Genomic DNA, 16,317 nt, shown 5'->3' on the forward strand with positions numbered 1-16,317 from the left:
CGATCAGCGGAAGCCGAGCGTGACGATCTCGCCGTTGTCGATCTCGAAGATGCGGTAGGAGCCGGCGGCCTCGCCGGGGCCGATCAGCTCGACGCCGGTGGCGCCGACATAATCGACGTCCCCGCCGCCCGCGAGGATCTCGAGCGCACGGCCGATCTCGCCGGGGCCGATCTGCTCGCCGGGCGCGTTGGCGACGTTCATCACCTGCTCGGCGATGCCGGCGCGCGTGGCGTCGCCCGCCGCCTGCATGGCGAGCACGAGCAGCGCCGCCGCGTCGTAGCTCTCGCCGGCGTAGGTGCCGGTGGAGTCGACGGACGTGCCCTCGGTCATCTGCGCGAAGGTCTGGGCGCCGTCGTTGTCGGTGCCGGCCACGGCGCCGACGACGCGGCCGTCGAGCTCGGAGCCGATCGCCTCGATGATGCTCTCGCCGAACATGCCGTCGCCGAAGACGAACTGGTCGAACGCGCCGGTGTCGAGCGAGGCCTGGACGATGCCGCGGCCGCCGCCGTCGGCGTAGCCGAACACGGCGAGCGTGTCGGCGCCCGACGCGGAGAGCGCGCCGACCTCGGCCGAGTAGTCGGCCCGGCCGTCCTCGTGCGCGGCGGAGATCAGCACCGACCCGCCCAGCGCCTCGAAGGCGGAGGTGAAGCTGTCGGCGAGGCCCTTGCCGTAGTCGTTGTTGGTGTAGGTGACCGCGATCTCCGACACGCCGCGCTCGTCGAGCAGCTCGGCGATCACCTGGCCCTGGCGGGCGTCGGACGGAGCCGTGCGGAAGAACAGGCCCTGGTCCTCGATCGTCGACAGCGCCGGCGAGGTCGCCGACGGCGAGATCGTGGGCACGCCGTTGGGGACGGACACGTTGTTGACGACCGCGGTGGTGACGCCCGAGCAGTCGGGACCCATCAGCGCGACGACGTCGTCCGACGTGATCAGGCGCTCCGCCGCCGCCGTGGCCGCGGCCGCGTCGATGCAGGTGGAATCGGCGCGGATCGCCTCGATCGTGCGCCCGCCGAGCAGCTGGCCGGACTCCGACGCCTCGGTGAAGGCGAGCTCGGCCGCATTGCCCATGTTCGGCATGATCGACTCGAGCGGCCCGGTGAAGCCGAGGATGATGCCGACGGGGATGGCGTCGTCCTGCGCCAGGGCCGGTGCGGTCATCAGCGCGGCGACGGCGGTCGCCGCAATGAGCTTCTTCATGTTGGCTCTCCCTTACGTTTCTCTCGCCCGCCGGGCATCGGCCGTTCCCGAGGCGCACCGCGAGCGGGCGAGGTCGGCAACAGTCCTAATGCAAGGCTTCGTCCGGCGCTACGGCGCAACGCCCGGATTCTCCCGGTTTTTCGCACCGCGCACCGACGGGACGGCCGGCGCTGCGCCCGGCCGCTGCCCGCCGCGCCCAAAAGCACGCCGGCGCCTTGCCTGTCCAGGTGTTTTCCGTTAAGACGCCGCGATCCGTGAGGACCTCCGCGAGGACCCGTCCGGCGTCCGCCCGCCCGCAGGGGCGCGCGTCCCGGCGCGAGACCCGTCCGGAACGCCCGCACGGACGAGAGATCGTCACCGCCCGCCGTCGTCGCGCCGGCCCGCTCCTCCGATGAATCGGGAGCGGCAGCCCGACGGGTTTCGCGAGAGCGCGCGCCCCCGGGTGCGGCGGTAGGTGGCGCAACGTGGCACGAGCCCGCCGGTGCACGCCCGACGAGGGCACTAGGAGATTGAATGTCCGCTTCCATGCAGAACGCGCCCAGCCGTGAGGATTTCGCGGCCCTGCTCGAGGAGTCCTTCCAGCAGAACGAGGTGGCCGAGGGCTCCGTCGTCAAGGGCAAGGTCGTCGCCATCGAGAAGGACGTCGCCGTCATCGACATCGGCGCCAAGACCGAGGGGCGCGTCGCCCTCAAGGAATTCATGGGCCCCGGCCGCGACGAGCCGATCTCGGTCGGCTCCGAGGTCGAGGTCTACGTCGACCGCGTCGAGAACGCGCTCGGCGAGGCCGTGATCTCGCGCGAGAAGGCTCGCCGCGAGGAGAGCTGGGTGAAGCTCGAGAAGGCCTTCGAGGCCAACGAGCGCGTCTCCGGCATGATCTTCAACCAGGTCAAGGGCGGCTACACGGTCGACCTCGACGGCGCCGTGGCGTTCCTGCCCCGCTCGCAGGTCGACATCCGCCCGGTGCGCGACGTCACCCCGCTCATGGGCGTGCCGCAGCCGTTCCAGATCCTGAAGATGGACCGCCGCCGCGGCAACATCGTGGTGTCGCGCCGCACCGTGCTCGAGGAGAGCCGCGCCGAGCAGCGTTCCGAGCTCGTCGCCAACCTCGAAGAGGGCCAGGTCATCGAGGGCGTCGTCAAGAACATCACCGAGTACGGTGCGTTCGTCGACCTCGGCGGCATCGACGGCCTCCTGCACGTCACCGACATGGCGTGGCGCCGCGTCAACCATCCCTCCGAGGTGGTGCAGATCGGCCAGTCCGTGAAGGTCAAGATCATCAAGATCAATCACGAGACGCACCGCATCTCGCTCGGCATCAAGCAGCTGCTCGCCGATCCGTGGGAGGGCATCGCCGCCCGCTATCCCGTGAACGCCCGCTTCAAGGGCCGCGTGACCAACATCACGGACTACGGCGCGTTCGTCGAGCTCGAGCCGGGCATCGAGGGGCTGATCCACGTCTCCGAGATGTCCTGGACGAAGAAGAACGTCCACCCCGGCAAGATCGTCTCCACCTCCCAGGAGGTCGAGGTCCAGATCCTCGAGGTCGATCCCGTCAAGCGCCGCATCTCGCTCGGCCTCAAGCAGACGCTCCAGAACCCCTGGGACGCCTTCGCCGAGGCCCATCCCCCGGGCACCGAGGTCGAGGGCGAGGTCAAGAACAAGACCGAGTTCGGCCTGTTCATCGGCCTCGAGGGCGACGTGGACGGCATGGTCCACCTCTCCGACCTCGACTGGAATCGTCCCGGCGAGCAGGTGATCGAGGAGTTCAAGAAGGGCGACATGGTCCGCGCCCAGGTCCTCGACGTCGACGTCGACAAGGAGCGCATCTCGCTCGGCATCAAGCAGCTCGCGGGCGATCCCTTCGCGGACGCCGGCGAGATCCGCAAGGGCCAGGTCGTCACCTGCGAGGTGACCGAGGTGAAGGACGCCGGCATCGAGGTGAAGATCGTCGATACCGATCTCGGCACCTTCATCCGCCGCGCCGAGCTCGCCCGCGATCGCGCCGACCAGCGTCCCGAGCGCTTCGCGCCGGGCGAGAAGCTCGACGCGCGCGTCACCCAGTTCGACCGCAAGGCGCGCCGGGTGCAGCTCTCGATCAAGGCGCTCGAGATGGCCGAGGAGAAGGAGGCGATCGCCCAGTTCGGCTCGACCGACTCGGGTGCCTCGCTCGGCGACATCCTCGGCGCGGCCCTCAAGGCCCGCGAGAAGAAGTGATCATGGGCCGCCGCGCTCCGGCGCGGCGGCACGCCGCGACGATGCACGAAGCCCCGCGCGAGCCACCCTCGCGCGGGGCTTTCGTCGTTCGTGACGCGCGGTGGCGCTAGACTGCCCGGTCCGGCGCGAGGCTCGGGGCGGCCGTCGCAGCGTGGCGGACGAGGCCGTTGCCGCGCTCCGGGAGCCTGCGCCCGCCGGCCCTGAGCGCACCGGGCAGGACCTCGCCCAGGAAGCTCGCGAGCTGGCGCACGCTGGTGCGCCGGCGCGCCTCCTCGCGCACCACGATCCAGACCTCCTGGTCCGGCAGCGGGCCGAAGCCGTCCACGCGAACGAGCTCGGGGTGCTCGCGGGCGACGACGTCCGGGAGCACACCCTGGCCGAGCCCGCCGCGCACCGCCTCGACGAAGCTCGCGAGCTCGTTCGTGACGAAGGCGATCCTCCGCCCGGGATGCTGCTCGCGCAGCACCGAATCGATCCGGCTCGCCCGGCCCGCGGCCGGCGCCCAGATCACCAGCGGCTGGTTCGCCGGCGCGTCGGCGAGCGCCCAGACCGAGAGCGGCAGCGACGCCACGCGCCGCACGGTGAAGCGGCCCTTCTTGGGTCGCGAGAGCCGCACCGCGATGTCGACCTCGCTCGTCTCGAAGTCGCTCACCTCCGGCGCGGCGTTGAGCACGACGCGCAGGTCCGGCCATCCTTCCGCGAAACGCGGCAGCGCCGGCACGATGAGCCGCGCCAGCGTCGGGATGCAGGTGAGGTGGACCTCCTGGTAGCGCGCCGCGGCGGGGTCCGGCCCGGCCGCGCGCCCGACGATGCGCTCGATCTCCTCGCAGCGCGTGAGCAGCGCCTCGCCGTCGCGGCTGAGCTCGAGCCCGCGGCTGCGGCGCAGGAACAGCGCCGTTCCGAGCTGGTTCTCGAGCGCCGCCACGTGGCGGCTGAGCGTCGCCGCGCTGACGCCGAGCGCGTCCGCGGAGGTGCGCAGGCTCGGCATGCGCGCGACGACGAGGAAGAGACGCAGATCGTCCCAGTTGATACGTGGGGTTTCGTCGGCCATGCGTCGGTCCGCTTCGCTGGAGCCCTGCCCGTGCGCAAGCTACCCGTCGCCCTGATTGCCGGTCAACTCGGTACATACCCCAAAGGTAGTGTCGGCTCGACGACGCACGAATGCGGCGGGCGCGACGTGTCGCGCCCGCCGCCGCCCTTGCCGCGGCAACCCCGCACCACTAGCTTGCCGATGGCCGGCGGCGGATCGCGCCGGCGCCCGGAGCGTCCGCTTTCGGATCGGGAGGCCGCCCACGCATGCCCATGACCACCTCCCCCGCCCCGCGGGACGCCGAGTACATCGCCGACCGCCGTCGCCTGCGGCGCAAGCTGACGTTCTGGCGGGTCGCCGGCGTGGTCGCGGCCATCGCCGCCGTCGTGACGATCGGCTGGCGCGTCGCGGGCCTCGACGCCGGGGCGATTCCCGCCGGGCGTGACCATGTCGCGCGGGTCTCGGTCGAAGGCCTCATCACCACCGACCGCGACGCGGCGGAGATGCTGCGCGAGCTCGCGCGCACCGACAGCGCCCGGGGCGTGATCCTGCGCATCAACAGCCCCGGCGGCACGACGACCGGCGCCGAGGAGCTGTTCGCGGCGCTGCGCGAGGTGGCCGAGGCGAAGCCGACGGTGGCCTTCGTGGACGGGCTCGCCGCGTCGGGCGGCTACATCGCCGCGCTCGGGGCCGATCACATCGTCTCGCGCCAGACCGCCATCGTCGGCTCCATCGGGGTCCTCATCCAGGTACCGAACGTCTCGGGGCTCCTCGACCGGCTCGGCATCGAGGTGCTCGAGATCAAGTCGACGCCGCTCAAGGCGGCGCCCTCGGCGGTCTCGCCGATCGACCCGGACGCGGTGGAGGCGATCGAGCTCGTCATCTCCGACACGTATCGGTGGTTCGTCGAGATCGTCGGCGAGCGCCGGCCCCTCACCGAGGCGGAGGTGGCGGGGGTCTCGGACGGGCGCGTGTGGAACGGCCGCCAGGCGCTGGCGCTGGGCCTCGTCGACGCGCTGGGCGACGAGGAGACGGCGCGCGACTGGCTCGCCGAGGCCGGGGTGGACGCGGACCTGCCGGTGCGCGACTGGGAGCCGCAGCGGGAGGACGATCCGTTCGACGTCTTCCTCGCCGCGTCGGTCCTCGCCGATCTCGCCGGCTTCGAGACCCTCTCGGCCACGCTCGGGCGCGCATCGGCGGGAGCCCGCGGCTTTCGGCTTGACGGGCTTCTCGCGCTCTGGCAGCCTCGTGTCGAAAACTAAAACATTTTCAACATGCTAGGCGAAAAATGATCAAATCCGAGCTGGTCATGCGCATCGCGGAGCAGAATCCGCACCTCTATCAGCGCGACGTCGAGAACATCGTCGGCGCGATCCTGGAGACGATCGCGGACGCTCTCGCCCGCGGTGACCGGGTCGAGCTGCGCGGCTTCGGGGCCTTCTCGGTGAAGCGGCGGGACGCGCGCATCGGGCGCAACCCGCGCACCGGCGAGACCGTTGCCGTGGCGGAGAAGGCGATCCCCGTCTTCAAGACCGGCAAGGAGATGCGCAACCGGCTCAACCGCGACGGCCTCGGCGATCACGACGACGATGCCGACGAGGACGCCCGCGAGGCGGGCGGCGTGGCGCCGATCGCCGCCGCGCGCTAGTCTGGCGCCGCACGCACCGATCCGCCGTCGCGACGCGCGGGGCCGCGCGCCCGGCCGGAGCCCGTATCCTGGAGGACCTCCCATGAGGCGCATCGTCTCGCTCCTGATCCTCGTTCCCTTCGCCCTCGTGGTGGCGCTGCTGGCCATGGCCAACCGGGTGCCGACGCGGATCTCGCTCGACCCGTTCACGCCGGACAATCCGGTCTGGTCGGTGACCGGGCCGCTCTGGATCGTGCTGTTCGTCACGTTCACGGTGGGCGTCGTCGTCGGCGGCTGCGCCGCCTGGCTCGTGCAGGGCAAGCACCGCAAGGCCGAGCGCACGTACAAGCGCGAGGCGACCCGGCTCGAGCGCGAGGTGGAGCGCGCCAAGGCGCAGGAGGCGCAGACCGGCCTGCCGGCGCTCGCCGGCCCGCGCGGGCGATGAGCGCGGATGCGCCGCTCGCCGTCGTCTCCGCGGCCGAGATCGACGCCGCGCTGACCTTTCCCGGGCTCGTCGACGCGCTGGACGCGGCGTTTCGCGGCGACCTCGTCGCGCCGGTGCGCCACCATCACGGCGTCGCGCGGCCCGACGGGGACGCGACTCTGCTGCTGATGCCCGCCTGGAGCGGCATCGGAGAGACCGCAGCGAGCGCGGACGGCGGTGCGCTCGGCGTCAAGATCGTCGCGGTCTTCCCCGGCAACGGCGCACGCGGCCTCGCCTCGGTGCAGGGCGTCTACTACCTCGCCGACGGCGCCACGGGCGTGCCGCGCGCCGTGCTCGACGGCGCCCGGCTGACCCTGTGGCGCACCGCCTGCGCCTCCGCGCTCGCCGCCCGCCGTCTCGCCCGGCCCGACGCCGCGCGCCTGACGATGGTCGGCGCCGGCGCGCTCGCGCCCTTCCTGATCCGCGCGCACACGAGCCAGCGCCCGATCGAGGCCGTGACGATCTGGAACCGTGATCCCGCCAAGGCGCAGGCGCTCGCCGCCGATCTCGCCACGCAGGGCCTGCCGACGACGGCGAGCGCGGATCTCGAGAGCGCGGTGCGCGCGGCCGACATCGTCTCCTGCGCCACGCTCTCCCGCGAGCCGCTGGTGCGCGGCGCCTGGCTTGCGCCGGGCGCCCATCTCGACCTCGTCGGCGCCTTCAACTCGTCGATGCGCGAGGCCGACGACGAGGCGCTGCGTCGCGCCGCGGTCTTCGTCGACACGCCCGCCGCGCTCACGGAGGGTGGCGACGTCGCTATTGCCCTGCGCGACGGCGTCATCGCCCGCGACCACGTGCGCGGGGACCTCTTCGGCCTGTGCCGCGGGGAGGTACCTGGACGGGAGGGCGCGGAGGCGATCACGCTGTTCAAGTCGGTGGGGGCGGCGATCGAGGATCTCGCCGCGGCGATGGCGGTGATGGCCGGGAGGGGGACTCGTTAAGTTATTCGGACTTGCTGCTCTCAACGCTTAGGTGCCATATTCTTCACGCGGACTGAGGAGGGTGGTGATGGGAAGCGGTGTTGAGCGAGCTAGGCGATACACGGCGGAAGCAGCGCGCCGCGTAACGGGAATAACAACGCCTCTGGGTGGCTTGCAATGGGCTGACCCCGGACCATCCGACCAGGTAATTATCCGCCAATTCCTCATCTTCCTTGAGGACCGGCGTGTTCTATACAACCCAATGCAGTTGGAAGTTCCTTGGCAGGTCGTGGAGTCGATAAAAGAGATCAGAATGGAGTGTACGCATACTCTTAAGCGTCTAGGTGCGGGAGTGTTCGCAGAGCGCCCGGTAAGAGCGATTAGAACCGCCGGGCGACGTTTTCACGACGATTGCAGTGAAGATTTCAGATACGTATCGCATCGGTGGGAGCAGCGGATGGGAGATGTTGAGCAATTTGGGCCGGGTTTCTTCACGGCACTGGGTGCACTTCGTGCGACTGTCGGAAATCAAGTGGCATTGCTTTCAGCATACTTCGATATCGATGTCGAAGGTGACTTGGCAAGTGTCATGCCGTCGATCGAAGCGTAACTGAACGCAGGGCGGAAAAAATCGATCCTTGGCCCACGACGGTCACGGCTCTTTCGCATCGATTGGCGCACTGCAACGTTCGCTCAGGTGGAGGCTGCCGACACGCCCGCCAGCAGCCCCGCGACGTCGCGTGCCGCACGCTCCCCCTCCGCCCAGGCGCCACCGATCGTCCCCCAGAGCGTCGAGGAGGTCGCCTCTCCCGCGAGCACGATGCGCCCGCCGATCGGCTCGCGCAACGCCGCGCGGGCGCCGTGCGCGCCGGGGGGCGCGATCGTCCAGGCGCAGGCCGAGAACGCGTCCTCGCCCCAGCCGCTCGCGTGCAGGACCCGCAGCCCCGCCACGGCGTCTCGGCCGAACCGGGCGGAGAGGCTCTCGCGCGCGAAGCCCGCGCGGGCCTCCGGCGAGCCGAGACGCCCCACCAGCGCCCCGCCGAGATCGGCGTAATGGAGCACGCCGCCGTCGAAGTTCGCCAGGAGCCCGAGGTTCTCGTCCGCGTCGCCGTCGAAGGCGACGGTGGTGTTCGCCGCCTCATGCAGCGGCCCGCCCGGCCACGAGAGGACGACATGCTCGTAGGACGCGGGGCGCAGCGCGCCCAGCGCATCGCGGGTCGCCGCCGGGAGCGGCGGATCGAAGACGATGTCGCCACGCGCGAGGACCGGCACCGGCACGGTGACGATCAGCCCGCGGGCGGTCAGCGTCCCGCGATCGGTCTCCACGCGCACCTCCGGGCCCGATCGATCGATGCGCGTCGCGCGGGTCGAGAGCGCGACGGGCAGCCCGTCGGCGAGGCGCGCCACCAGGGCGCCGTAGCCGCCGGCGACGAAGAGGTCGAGATCGTCCCGCGCCGCCGCGAAATCGGCCGCGCCGATGGTGTCCAGCGACACGCCGCAGGCGAAGGGGCCGTGGGCGAAGGCCAGCGTGTCGCGGTAGGGTCGCGCCTGCGGCGCGAGCCGCTCGAACGCGGCCGAGGCCGGCAGGAGGTCTCCGCCCGCGCCGATCTCGGAGATCGCCGCGTCGAGGTCCGCCCAGGCCTCGTGGAACCGGCGGGTCTCGATCGCGTCCGCCTCGCACGCGCCGAGGATCAGGCGCGGCTCCTGCGGGGCGTCGAAGAGCGGCAGGCCGAGGCGCCGCGCCTCGCCGACGAGGCCGTTGTCGTCCGCCGCGTGCAGCCAGTGCGCGCCGAGATCGACCGCCTGCCCGGCGATTCGCGCGGTGAGCGCACGCCCCCCGACACGGCCGCGCGCCTCGATCAGGACGACGGAGAGGCCGCGTGCGAGGAGCCGCCGCGCTGCGGCGATGCCGGCGGCGCCGGCACCGAGGATCGCCACGTCCGTTGATCGGGGCGGGGGCGACACGCGCGCGCGCCGCACCGGAGCGGGCTCCGGCGCCGCGGGCGCGACGGGTTTTCGAGAGGGCATGCGGATGTCGTCCGGGGTCCGCCGGCGGCGGGATCGGGCGGGAGATGCGCTGCTGCGGGCCGCTCCGCAAGCCGCCCCGGGCGCGGCGGTTGCGCGCAGGCCTCCGCGAGAGGTTGGTCCACGGTGGTGCCGCTCACCCGCCCGGGACGCCCCCGTGTCGTTTCCATACATCCCCCTGCGCGCGTCGCTTCGTATAGTGAAAGCTCAACGGTTGCCTTTCGGGCTCGGCTCCGTTAAGTTCTCATCGTATCGCGGGTTCCTCGATAGCACTCCGTTGGTTCGGAGTCGCATTTTGCATGCGCTAGTCGTATTGTGCCTCGGAACTCTGCTACTGCCACCTTCGTCGATGCTCTTATCGGCGCACCGCCGCGGCGCGTATTGGGAGAGGCATGAACGACAAGATCGTCGTCGAGAACCTTTACAAGATCTTCGGTCCCGACCCGGGGGACGCGCTCTCGCTGGTTCGTCGGGGGTTGGGCAAGGACGAGATCTTCGCGCGTACCGGCAACACGGTCGGCGTGTGTGATGCTTCCTTTACCGTTCGCGAGGGTGAGATCTTCGTGATCATGGGCCTGTCGGGATCCGGCAAGTCCACGATGGTGCGGATGTTCAACCGGCTGATCGAGCCCACCGCGGGCTCGATCACGATCGACGGGCGCGACATCACGAAGCTCGACGAGGCGGGCCTGCGCGAGCTGCGGCGCTCGACCATCTCGATGGTGTTCCAGTCCTTCGCGCTCCTGCCGCACATCAAGGTCGTAGACAACGTCGCCTTCGGGCTCGAGCTGGCCGGCATGAGCCGCGAGGATCGCCGCGAGCGGGCGCTGGCCGCACTCGCGCAGGTCGGGCTCGCCGCCAATGCCGAGAGCTATCCCGACGAGCTCTCCGGCGGCATGCAGCAGCGCGTCGGCCTCGCCCGCGCGCTCGCCGCCGACCCGCCGATCCTCCTGATGGACGAGGCCTTCTCCGCGCTCGACCCGCTGATCCGCTCCGAGATGCAGGACGAGCTCATCCGCCTGCAGGAGGAGAAGAAGCGCACTATCATCTTCATCAGCCACGATCTCGACGAGGCCATGCGCATCGGCGACCGCATCGCCATCATGCAGGGCGGCATCGTCGTCCAGGTCGGCACGCCCGACGAGATCCTCAAGAACCCGGCGAACGAGTACGTGCGCTCCTTCTTCCGAGGGGTGGACATCTCCAAGGTCCTGACCGCCGCGGACATCGCGACGAAGACGCAGGTGACGATCATCGACAAGCCCGAGCAGGGGCCGCGGGCGGCGCTGCGGCTGCTCGGCGACTTCGACCGCGAGTGGGGCTTCGTCATCGGCCGCGGCCGGCGCTTCACGGGCGTCGTCTCGGTGTCGTCGCTGGAGCAGGCTCGGCGCGACAACGCTCCGCTCGACGCGGCGCTGGTGCCGGAGATCGCGACCGTCCCGCCGGAGGCGCCGCTGGGCGAGCTGATGGGCCTCGTGGCGAGCTCCCCCTACCCGGTGCCGGTGGTCGACGCGGAGGGCCGCTACCGCGGCGCCGTCTCGCGCACGGCCCTCCTGCAGGCGCTCGACAGCCTCCCCAACGAGCCCGAGACCCCCGGGGTCGACGCGGCGGAGCCCGAGGCGGTCGTTCCGGTCGCCGCGGCAGGAGAGTGAGACGATGCAGACCTTCTCCTTCAACCCGCTCTATCCGTTCGAGACGCTCGAGATCCCCTTCGACGACTGGGTCGAGGTCGCCTTCGACTGGATCGCCGGCGCGCGGCCGGTGTTCCAGGCGATCCGCCAGCCGATCGACTGGGTGCTGGAGGGCATCACCGACCTGCTGCTGTTCCTGCCGCCGGGGCTGATGATCGTGCTGCTCGCGCTCGTCGCCTGGCAGATCGTCGGCGGGCGGCTCGCGCTCGGCACCGCGCTGTCGCTGTTCTTCGTGGGCCTGATCGGGGCCTACGAGCAATCCATGGTGACGCTCGCGCTGGTGCTGACGGCGGTGTTCTTCTGCGCGGTGATCGGCGTGCCCCTCGGCATTCTGGCCGCCCGCTCCGACCGGTTCGAGACGGGCCTGCGCCCGGTGCTCGACACGATGCAGACGACGCCGGCCTTCGTCTACCTGGTGCCGATCGTGGTGCTGTTCGGCATCGGCAACGTGCCGGGCGTGATCGTGACGATCATCTTCGCGGTCGCCCCGCTGATCCGGCTGACGAACCTCGGCATCCGCCAGGTGCCCAAGGACGTGATCGAGGCGGCCAACGCCTTCGGCGCCTCCGGCCGGCAGCTCCTGTTCAAGGTGCAACTGCCGCTCGCCACGAAGACGATCATGGCCGGCGTCAACCAGTCGCTGATGCTGGCGCTCTCGATGGTGGTCATCGCCTCGATGATCTCGGTGGGCGGGCTCGGCCAGATGGTGCTGCGCGGCATCGGCCGCCTCGACATGGGGCTGGCGGTGATCGGCGGCATCGGCATCGTGGTGCTCGCCATCGTGCTCGACCGGATGACCCAGGCGCTCGCCTCGTCCGAGCGCGAGCGCGGCGGGCGCCGCTTCGTCGAGCGCGGGCCGATCGGGCTGGTGCGCGGCCTGACCGCCGGGCGCAACGCCAGCGCGGCCGCGGCGGCGACGCAGCGCGGCGGCTGAGGCGCCAGAGAAGATCGCACGCGAGCGACGGCCCGCTTCTCGCGCGGCCGTCGCGCGTCGATGCGGCGCGCGCGGACCCGTCCGGGGCCGCGCGACCGCCGACCAAGGCAGGGCCCGACGGGCTCCGACCGAAATCAAGCGAGAGGAGAAACTCATGCGAACCACGACGACCGCAAGCGCGATCGCGCTGATCGCGGCGCTCGGGCTCATCGCCCAAGGCACGGCCCCCGCGTCGGCTCAGGACGCCCCCGCCATGCCCGGCGAGGGCAAGTCCGTCCAGCCGATGATGACGGGCATCGCCGAGGAGATCTTCCAGCACGAGATCCTGTTCGAGGGCCTGCGCCGGCTCGGCTACGAGGTCGAGGATCCGCTCGAGGGCGAGTACGCCGTCATGCACGTGGCGCTCGGCCAGGGCGACGCGGACTTCACCGGCGTGCACTGGAACCTGCTGCACCAGGAGTTCTTCGAGAATTCCGGCGGCGAGGACGCGATGGTCAAGCTAGGCACGTTCATCGACAACGTGCTGCAGGGCTACCTGATCGACAAGGCGACGGCCGACGAGTACGGCATCACCAACCTCGAGCAGCTGAAGGACCCCGAGATCGCCGCGCTCTTCGACGCGAACGGCGACGGCACCGCGGACCTGACCGGCTGCAACCCCGGCTGGGGCTGCGAGCTGGTCATCGAGCACCAGATCCCGGAGTACGAGCTCGGCGACACCGTCCGGCACAATCAGGGCAGCTACTTCGCCCTGATGGCGGATACGATCGCGCGCTTCGAGCGCGGCGAGCCGGTCCTGTACTACACCTGGACGCCGCTGTGGGTGTCGGGCGTGCTCGTCCCGGGTGAGGACGTCGAGTGGCTGGAGGTGCCCTACACCTCCCTGCCGAACAACGAGGACGCCACCGCCGAGGACACCTCGGCCGAGGGCAAGAACCTCGGCTTCGCGGTCGACGAGATCCGCGTTCTCGCCAATCGCGACTGGGCCGAGGAGAACCCGCAGGCGGCCCGCTTCCTCGAGCTCGCCGAGATCCCGATCAACGACGTCTCGGCCCAGAACCTGCGCATGCAGGAGGGCGAGGACTCGATGGAGGACATCGAGCGGCACGCCCAGGAGTGGATCGAGGAGAACAGCGAGGCGTTCGACGCCTGGCTCGACGAGGCGCGCGGCGTCGAGGGCTGATCGCCCCGATCGCGTGATCGCACGCACGAGGGAGGGCGGCGTCCGACGGGCGCCGCCCTCTTCGTCCCGCCCCCTCGGGGCGGGGACGATCCGCGCGAAGCGGATCAGGGGCGGGGTTCCGCGGCTCGACGTTGGCGGCATGTCCGGCGTCGCCGATGTCGGCGCTCCAGACGAGAATGGAGCAGCCCATCGTCTCGCTCACCCCGCGAGCGCGTCGATCTCCTCGTCGCTCAGGCTGCCCGGCACGATGACCACGGGGAGCGGGAAGGTGCTCGCGGCGATTCCCGCGAAGCTCGTCACCAGAGGGCCGGGACCCTCGCTCGAGGTGCCGGCGGCGAGCACGAGGAAGGCGATGTCCTCGTCCTCCTCGACGAGCTTCAGGATCTCGTCCTGCTTCTTGCCGACGCGGACCACCCGCTCGGGCTCGACGCCCGCCGCCTCGCGGGCGCGCTCCGCCGCCTTGTCGAGCTGCTCGTTCGCCGCGTCCTCGGCCTCCGCACGCATCACGTCGCCGACCCCGAGCCATTCGAAGCTCTCCGGTGGAGCGGAGACGGCGAGCATCACGAGCTTGGCGCCGAGCCGCGCGACACGGCGCGCGGCGAATCGCACCGCTCGGGCGCATTCGGGCGTGTCGTCGACGAAGACGAGGAATTTCGGGCGATGGCCCTGCTCGTAGGAGCGACGTCTCGAGATGGGCATGGCTCGCCTCCGCAACCGGTCCGCATCCGGCTCCCTCCGCCGCGGAGCCGACGAGGCCGATGCTGCCCGCCCGCGCCCCGCGACGCAAGCGGCGCGCGCGGCGCCTCAGCGCGGCGGCAAGAGCCGCAGGATCGCGGCCGCCATGCCGTCGAAGTGCGGGACGACGAGATCGGGGTCGAGCTCGGCGACGGGCACGTCCGTGTAGCCGAAGGGCACTGCGATCACCGGCACGCCGGCGGCCTTGGCGGTGGCGATGTCGGTGATCGAATCGCCGATCATGATGGCGCGGGACGGCTCGCCCCCCGCGCGCGCGATCGTGTGCTCGAGGTGGCGCGGGTCCGGCTTGCAGAAGGGGAACGTGTCGCGGCCGCAGATGGCGGCGAAGCGCGGCGCGATGCCGAGCGCGTCCATCAGCAGGAGCGAGTGCCGCTCGGGCTTGTTGGTGCACACCGCGAAGGCGTAGCCCTCCGCCTCCAGGCGGTCGAGCGTCGCCTCGACGCCGGGATAGAGCCGGGTCTCGACGCAGACCTCGTCCGCGTAGCGGGCGAGGAAGCTCTCGAACAGCGCCTCGAGCCGCTCCGGCACGAGCTCGCGGCCGGCAGCGGCGAAGCCCCGCGAGATCAGCGCCCGTGCGCCGGCGCCGATCAGCGAGCCCGCCTGCTCGACCGGCATGCCGGGCAGGCCGTCCTCGGCCAGCAGCCCGTTGAGGATCGCGATCAGGTCTGCCGCCGTGTCGGCGAGGGTGCCGTCGAGGTCGAAGACGACGAGGGGACGCGCGGGCATGATTCGCTCCGGTCTGCCAAAGATCTTCAAAGGGTCTGCCATGCGAGGCTTCGTCATAGACCCTAGCCGCACGCCCGTTAACCGCACGCTAACCATGCCGGCGCGATTCTCCCGCCCGGGGCGCGACGCGGACGGGATGCGCGCGCCCGGCGGGTACCGGGAGACGCGAGCCATGAGAACGACGACCAATGCGACGGGCGAGGCCGGTATCGCGACGCGCGCTCGGGCGCTCGGGGGCGCGCTGGTCGCGGCGGTGCTCGGCGGGGTGCTCGGCGGGGGCCTCCTGGCGAGCCCGCAGGCAATGGCCGCGGGCGCCTTCGAGTTCATGCCCGCCCCGCAGACCGACCTCAACCGCCTCTATCGCATCGACCGCGTCACGGGCGCCGTCTCCTCGTGCCAGTACGCGCTCAAGGAGGGCACGGTGGGCGTGACGCTGTGCTTCGGCCCCGGCGAGGGGGCCGAGGCGCAGGAGCCCGGCGAGTACGGCCTCGTGGCCTCCAACCACGAGCGCGAGGGTGGCGTCTTCCGTGTCGACTACCGCACCGGCGAGATGAGCGTCTGCTACGTCTTCGAGGAGAAGGTCGTCTGCACGCCGCCGGAGACCGTATCCCCGATCGCCGCCGCCGAGGGCGCCGGCACGCCGGACACGACCGGGGCCACCCGCTGAGGATCTCCGGTCGCGCCGTGCACGGGGCGAAGGGCGGATGCGCGCGAGCGCCCCTTCCGGCGCCGCCGCCGTGCGCCTAGAGGAGAGGCTCACGGGAGCGGTCCGAAAGTGAGCCTCGAGTTCTTCCTCGTCGTCTTTCTCGCGCTCGGCCTCGGCGGCGTCGTCAAGGGCGCCATCGGGCTCGGGCTTCCGATCGTCTCGATCCCGGTGCTCGCCGCCTTCCTCGGGGTGCCGCACGCGCTCGCCGTGATCATGGTGCCGCTCGTCGTCACCAACGCCTGGCAGATCAGGCAGTACCGCGCCGAGCGGCCGGACGCGCCGTTCCTCGTGCCGCTCGTCGTCTCGGGCCTGGTGGGGATCGTGCTCGGCACCTGGGCGCTCACGACGCTGCCGGTCGACGTCCTCTCGCTGACGCTCGCGAGCATCGTGACGCTCTACATCGCGACGATCCTGCTCAAGCCGAGCGTGACGCTCTCGCCGCGGGCGGGGCTGCGGATCGCCCCCGTCGCGGGGCTCGTCGGCGGAGCGCTGCAGGGCGCGACGGGGATCTCCGCGCCGGTGACGGTGACCTTCATCCACGCGATGCGCCTCACCCGCGGGCCGTTCATCTTCGCGGTGTCGGTGATGTTCCTCGCCTTCGCGCTGGTGCAGGCGGTCGCGCTCGCGGTGGCGGGCGTGCTCACGCCGGTGCGGCTCGTCGAGGGCGTCCTCGCCCTCGTGCCGATCGCGCTCGGCATGCCGCTCGGCAACGCGCTCGCCAGGCGCCTTTCGCGGCGGGCCTTCGAGCGGCTGATCGTCGCGATCCTCGCGGTGATGGCGCTGCGCCTGTTCCAGACCGGGCTCGGGCTGTAGCGGCTCCCGTG

The 16,317-nt window shown here is 71.2% G+C and carries 16 protein-coding genes; 11 read left to right on the forward strand and 5 right to left on the reverse strand.

The features are described from left to right. Positions 1-3: 3 nt before the first annotated feature. Positions 4-1,197: an ABC transporter substrate-binding protein gene (locus ACTZWW_RS01395; RefSeq protein ID WP_444779141.1), complete on the reverse strand. Its 1,194-nt coding sequence runs from the start codon at positions 1,195-1,197 to the stop codon at positions 4-6. Between the two features lie 513 nt (positions 1,198-1,710). Here ACTZWW_RS01395 and rpsA point away from each other — a divergent pair. After that, positions 1,711-3,411 (forward strand): 30S ribosomal protein S1, encoded by a 1,701-nt coding sequence (rpsA, locus tag ACTZWW_RS01400; RefSeq protein ID WP_444779142.1) that lies wholly within the window; start codon positions 1,711-1,713, stop codon positions 3,409-3,411. A gap of 106 nt (positions 3,412-3,517) precedes the next feature. On the opposite strand, the gene ACTZWW_RS01405 is transcribed toward rpsA, so the two are convergent. Further along, on the reverse strand, positions 3,518-4,462 hold the full coding sequence (locus ACTZWW_RS01405; RefSeq protein ID WP_444779143.1) for a LysR family transcriptional regulator: 945 nt from the start codon (positions 4,460-4,462) through the stop codon (positions 3,518-3,520). Between the two features lie 245 nt (positions 4,463-4,707). Between ACTZWW_RS01405 and sppA the strand changes: the two genes are divergently transcribed. The 5 genes from sppA (at position 4,708) to ACTZWW_RS01430 (ending at position 8,082) form a co-directional block, all read left to right on the forward strand. Beyond that, positions 4,708-5,703: a signal peptide peptidase SppA gene (sppA, locus tag ACTZWW_RS01410; protein WP_444779144.1), complete on the forward strand. Its 996-nt coding sequence runs from the start codon at positions 4,708-4,710 to the stop codon at positions 5,701-5,703. A gap of 26 nt (positions 5,704-5,729) precedes the next feature. After that, complete coding sequence (gene ihfB, locus ACTZWW_RS01415) at positions 5,730-6,089, forward strand: integration host factor subunit beta (protein WP_444779145.1); 360 nt, start codon at positions 5,730-5,732, stop codon at positions 6,087-6,089. An 82-nt stretch (positions 6,090-6,171) separates the two neighbouring features. Beyond that, positions 6,172-6,513, forward strand: coding sequence for a lipopolysaccharide assembly protein LapA domain-containing protein (locus ACTZWW_RS01420; RefSeq protein ID WP_444779146.1), 342 nt, complete (start codon positions 6,172-6,174; stop codon positions 6,511-6,513). Next, positions 6,510-7,493, forward strand: coding sequence for a bifunctional Delta(1)-pyrroline-2-carboxylate/Delta(1)-piperideine-2-carboxylate reductase (gene lhpI, locus ACTZWW_RS01425; RefSeq protein ID WP_444779147.1), 984 nt, complete (start codon positions 6,510-6,512; stop codon positions 7,491-7,493). Before ACTZWW_RS01420 ends, lhpI begins: the two co-directional genes overlap by 4 nt. 67 nt (positions 7,494-7,560) lie before the next feature. Further along, entirely contained in the window at positions 7,561-8,082 is a 522-nt protein-coding gene (locus ACTZWW_RS01430) for a DUF6650 family protein (RefSeq protein WP_444779148.1), read from the forward strand. A gap of 83 nt (positions 8,083-8,165) precedes the next feature. Here the strand turns inward: ACTZWW_RS01430 and ACTZWW_RS01435 are convergent, their stop codons facing one another. Further along, the gene (locus ACTZWW_RS01435; protein ID WP_444779149.1) at positions 8,166-9,410 is read right to left on the reverse strand and encodes a flavin monoamine oxidase family protein; all 1,245 of its coding nucleotides are present in this window, start codon (positions 9,408-9,410) and stop codon (positions 8,166-8,168) included. A gap of 479 nt (positions 9,411-9,889) precedes the next feature. Here ACTZWW_RS01435 and proV point away from each other — a divergent pair, with 479 nt between their 5' ends. The 3 genes from proV to proX all read left to right on the forward strand — a co-directional run bounded on the left by proV (position 9,890) and on the right by proX (position 13,305). Further along, entirely contained in the window at positions 9,890-11,149 is a 1,260-nt protein-coding gene (proV, locus tag ACTZWW_RS01440) for a glycine betaine/L-proline ABC transporter ATP-binding protein ProV (RefSeq protein WP_444779150.1), read from the forward strand. A gap of 4 nt (positions 11,150-11,153) precedes the next feature. Further along, a complete protein-coding gene (gene proW, locus ACTZWW_RS01445) occupies positions 11,154-12,122 on the forward strand; it encodes a glycine betaine/L-proline ABC transporter permease ProW (protein WP_444779151.1) in 969 nt (322 codons plus the stop codon). Positions 12,123-12,276: 154 nt separating this feature from the next. Beyond that, positions 12,277-13,305, forward strand: a complete 1,029-nt coding sequence (gene proX / locus ACTZWW_RS01450; protein ID WP_444779152.1) for a glycine betaine/L-proline ABC transporter substrate-binding protein ProX — start codon at positions 12,277-12,279, stop codon at positions 13,303-13,305. Positions 13,306-13,503: 198 nt separating this feature from the next. Here proX and ACTZWW_RS01455 read toward each other — a convergent pair whose 3' ends face one another. Continuing rightward, positions 13,504-14,004 (reverse strand): universal stress protein, encoded by a 501-nt coding sequence (locus tag ACTZWW_RS01455; protein ID WP_444779153.1) that lies wholly within the window; start codon positions 14,002-14,004, stop codon positions 13,504-13,506. 105 nt (positions 14,005-14,109) lie between these two features. Next, positions 14,110-14,787: an HAD family hydrolase gene (locus tag ACTZWW_RS01460; RefSeq protein ID WP_444779154.1), complete on the reverse strand. Its 678-nt coding sequence runs from the start codon at positions 14,785-14,787 to the stop codon at positions 14,110-14,112. A 172-nt stretch (positions 14,788-14,959) separates the two neighbouring features. Here ACTZWW_RS01460 and ACTZWW_RS01465 point away from each other — a divergent pair, with 172 nt between their 5' ends. Both ACTZWW_RS01465 and ACTZWW_RS01470 read left to right on the forward strand, forming a co-directional pair. Then, a complete protein-coding gene (locus ACTZWW_RS01465; protein WP_444779155.1) occupies positions 14,960-15,454 on the forward strand; it encodes a hypothetical protein in 495 nt (164 codons plus the stop codon). 108 nt (positions 15,455-15,562) lie between these two features. Then, the gene (locus ACTZWW_RS01470; protein ID WP_444779156.1) at positions 15,563-16,306 is read left to right on the forward strand and encodes a sulfite exporter TauE/SafE family protein; all 744 of its coding nucleotides are present in this window, start codon (positions 15,563-15,565) and stop codon (positions 16,304-16,306) included. The last annotated feature ends 11 nt before the right edge of the window (positions 16,307-16,317 follow it).

The sequence above is a fragment of the Salinarimonas sp. NSM genome (assembly GCF_052380005.1).
Taxonomy (GTDB): Bacteria; Pseudomonadota; Alphaproteobacteria; order Rhizobiales; family Beijerinckiaceae; genus Salinarimonas.

What these genes read in the sequence shown, in the direction of transcription:
- sppA (WP_444779144.1), top strand. Translation starts at nt 4,708, where the DNA reads ATGCCCATGACCACCTCCCCCGCCCCGCGGGACGCCGAGTACATCGCC.
- proX (WP_444779152.1), top strand. Translation starts at nt 12,277, where the DNA reads ATGCGAACCACGACGACCGCAAGCGCGATCGCGCTGATCGCGGCGCTC.
- ACTZWW_RS01465 (WP_444779155.1), top strand. Translation starts at nt 14,960, where the DNA reads ATGAGAACGACGACCAATGCGACGGGCGAGGCCGGTATCGCGACGCGC.
- ihfB (WP_444779145.1), top strand. Translation starts at nt 5,730, where the DNA reads ATGATCAAATCCGAGCTGGTCATGCGCATCGCGGAGCAGAATCCGCAC.
- proV (WP_444779150.1), top strand. Translation starts at nt 9,890, where the DNA reads ATGAACGACAAGATCGTCGTCGAGAACCTTTACAAGATCTTCGGTCCC.
- proW (WP_444779151.1), top strand. Translation starts at nt 11,154, where the DNA reads ATGCAGACCTTCTCCTTCAACCCGCTCTATCCGTTCGAGACGCTCGAG.
- lhpI (WP_444779147.1), top strand. Translation starts at nt 6,510, where the DNA reads ATGAGCGCGGATGCGCCGCTCGCCGTCGTCTCCGCGGCCGAGATCGAC.
- rpsA (WP_444779142.1), top strand. Translation starts at nt 1,711, where the DNA reads ATGTCCGCTTCCATGCAGAACGCGCCCAGCCGTGAGGATTTCGCGGCC.
- ACTZWW_RS01430 (WP_444779148.1), top strand. Translation starts at nt 7,561, where the DNA reads ATGGGAAGCGGTGTTGAGCGAGCTAGGCGATACACGGCGGAAGCAGCG.
- ACTZWW_RS01455 (WP_444779153.1), bottom strand. Translation starts at nt 14,004, where the DNA reads ATGCCCATCTCGAGACGTCGCTCCTACGAGCAGGGCCATCGCCCGAAA.
- ACTZWW_RS01395 (WP_444779141.1), bottom strand. Translation starts at nt 1,197, where the DNA reads ATGAAGAAGCTCATTGCGGCGACCGCCGTCGCCGCGCTGATGACCGCA.
- ACTZWW_RS01420 (WP_444779146.1), top strand. Translation starts at nt 6,172, where the DNA reads ATGAGGCGCATCGTCTCGCTCCTGATCCTCGTTCCCTTCGCCCTCGTG.
- ACTZWW_RS01460 (WP_444779154.1), bottom strand. Translation starts at nt 14,787, where the DNA reads ATGCCCGCGCGTCCCCTCGTCGTCTTCGACCTCGACGGCACCCTCGCC.
- ACTZWW_RS01405 (WP_444779143.1), bottom strand. Translation starts at nt 4,462, where the DNA reads ATGGCCGACGAAACCCCACGTATCAACTGGGACGATCTGCGTCTCTTC.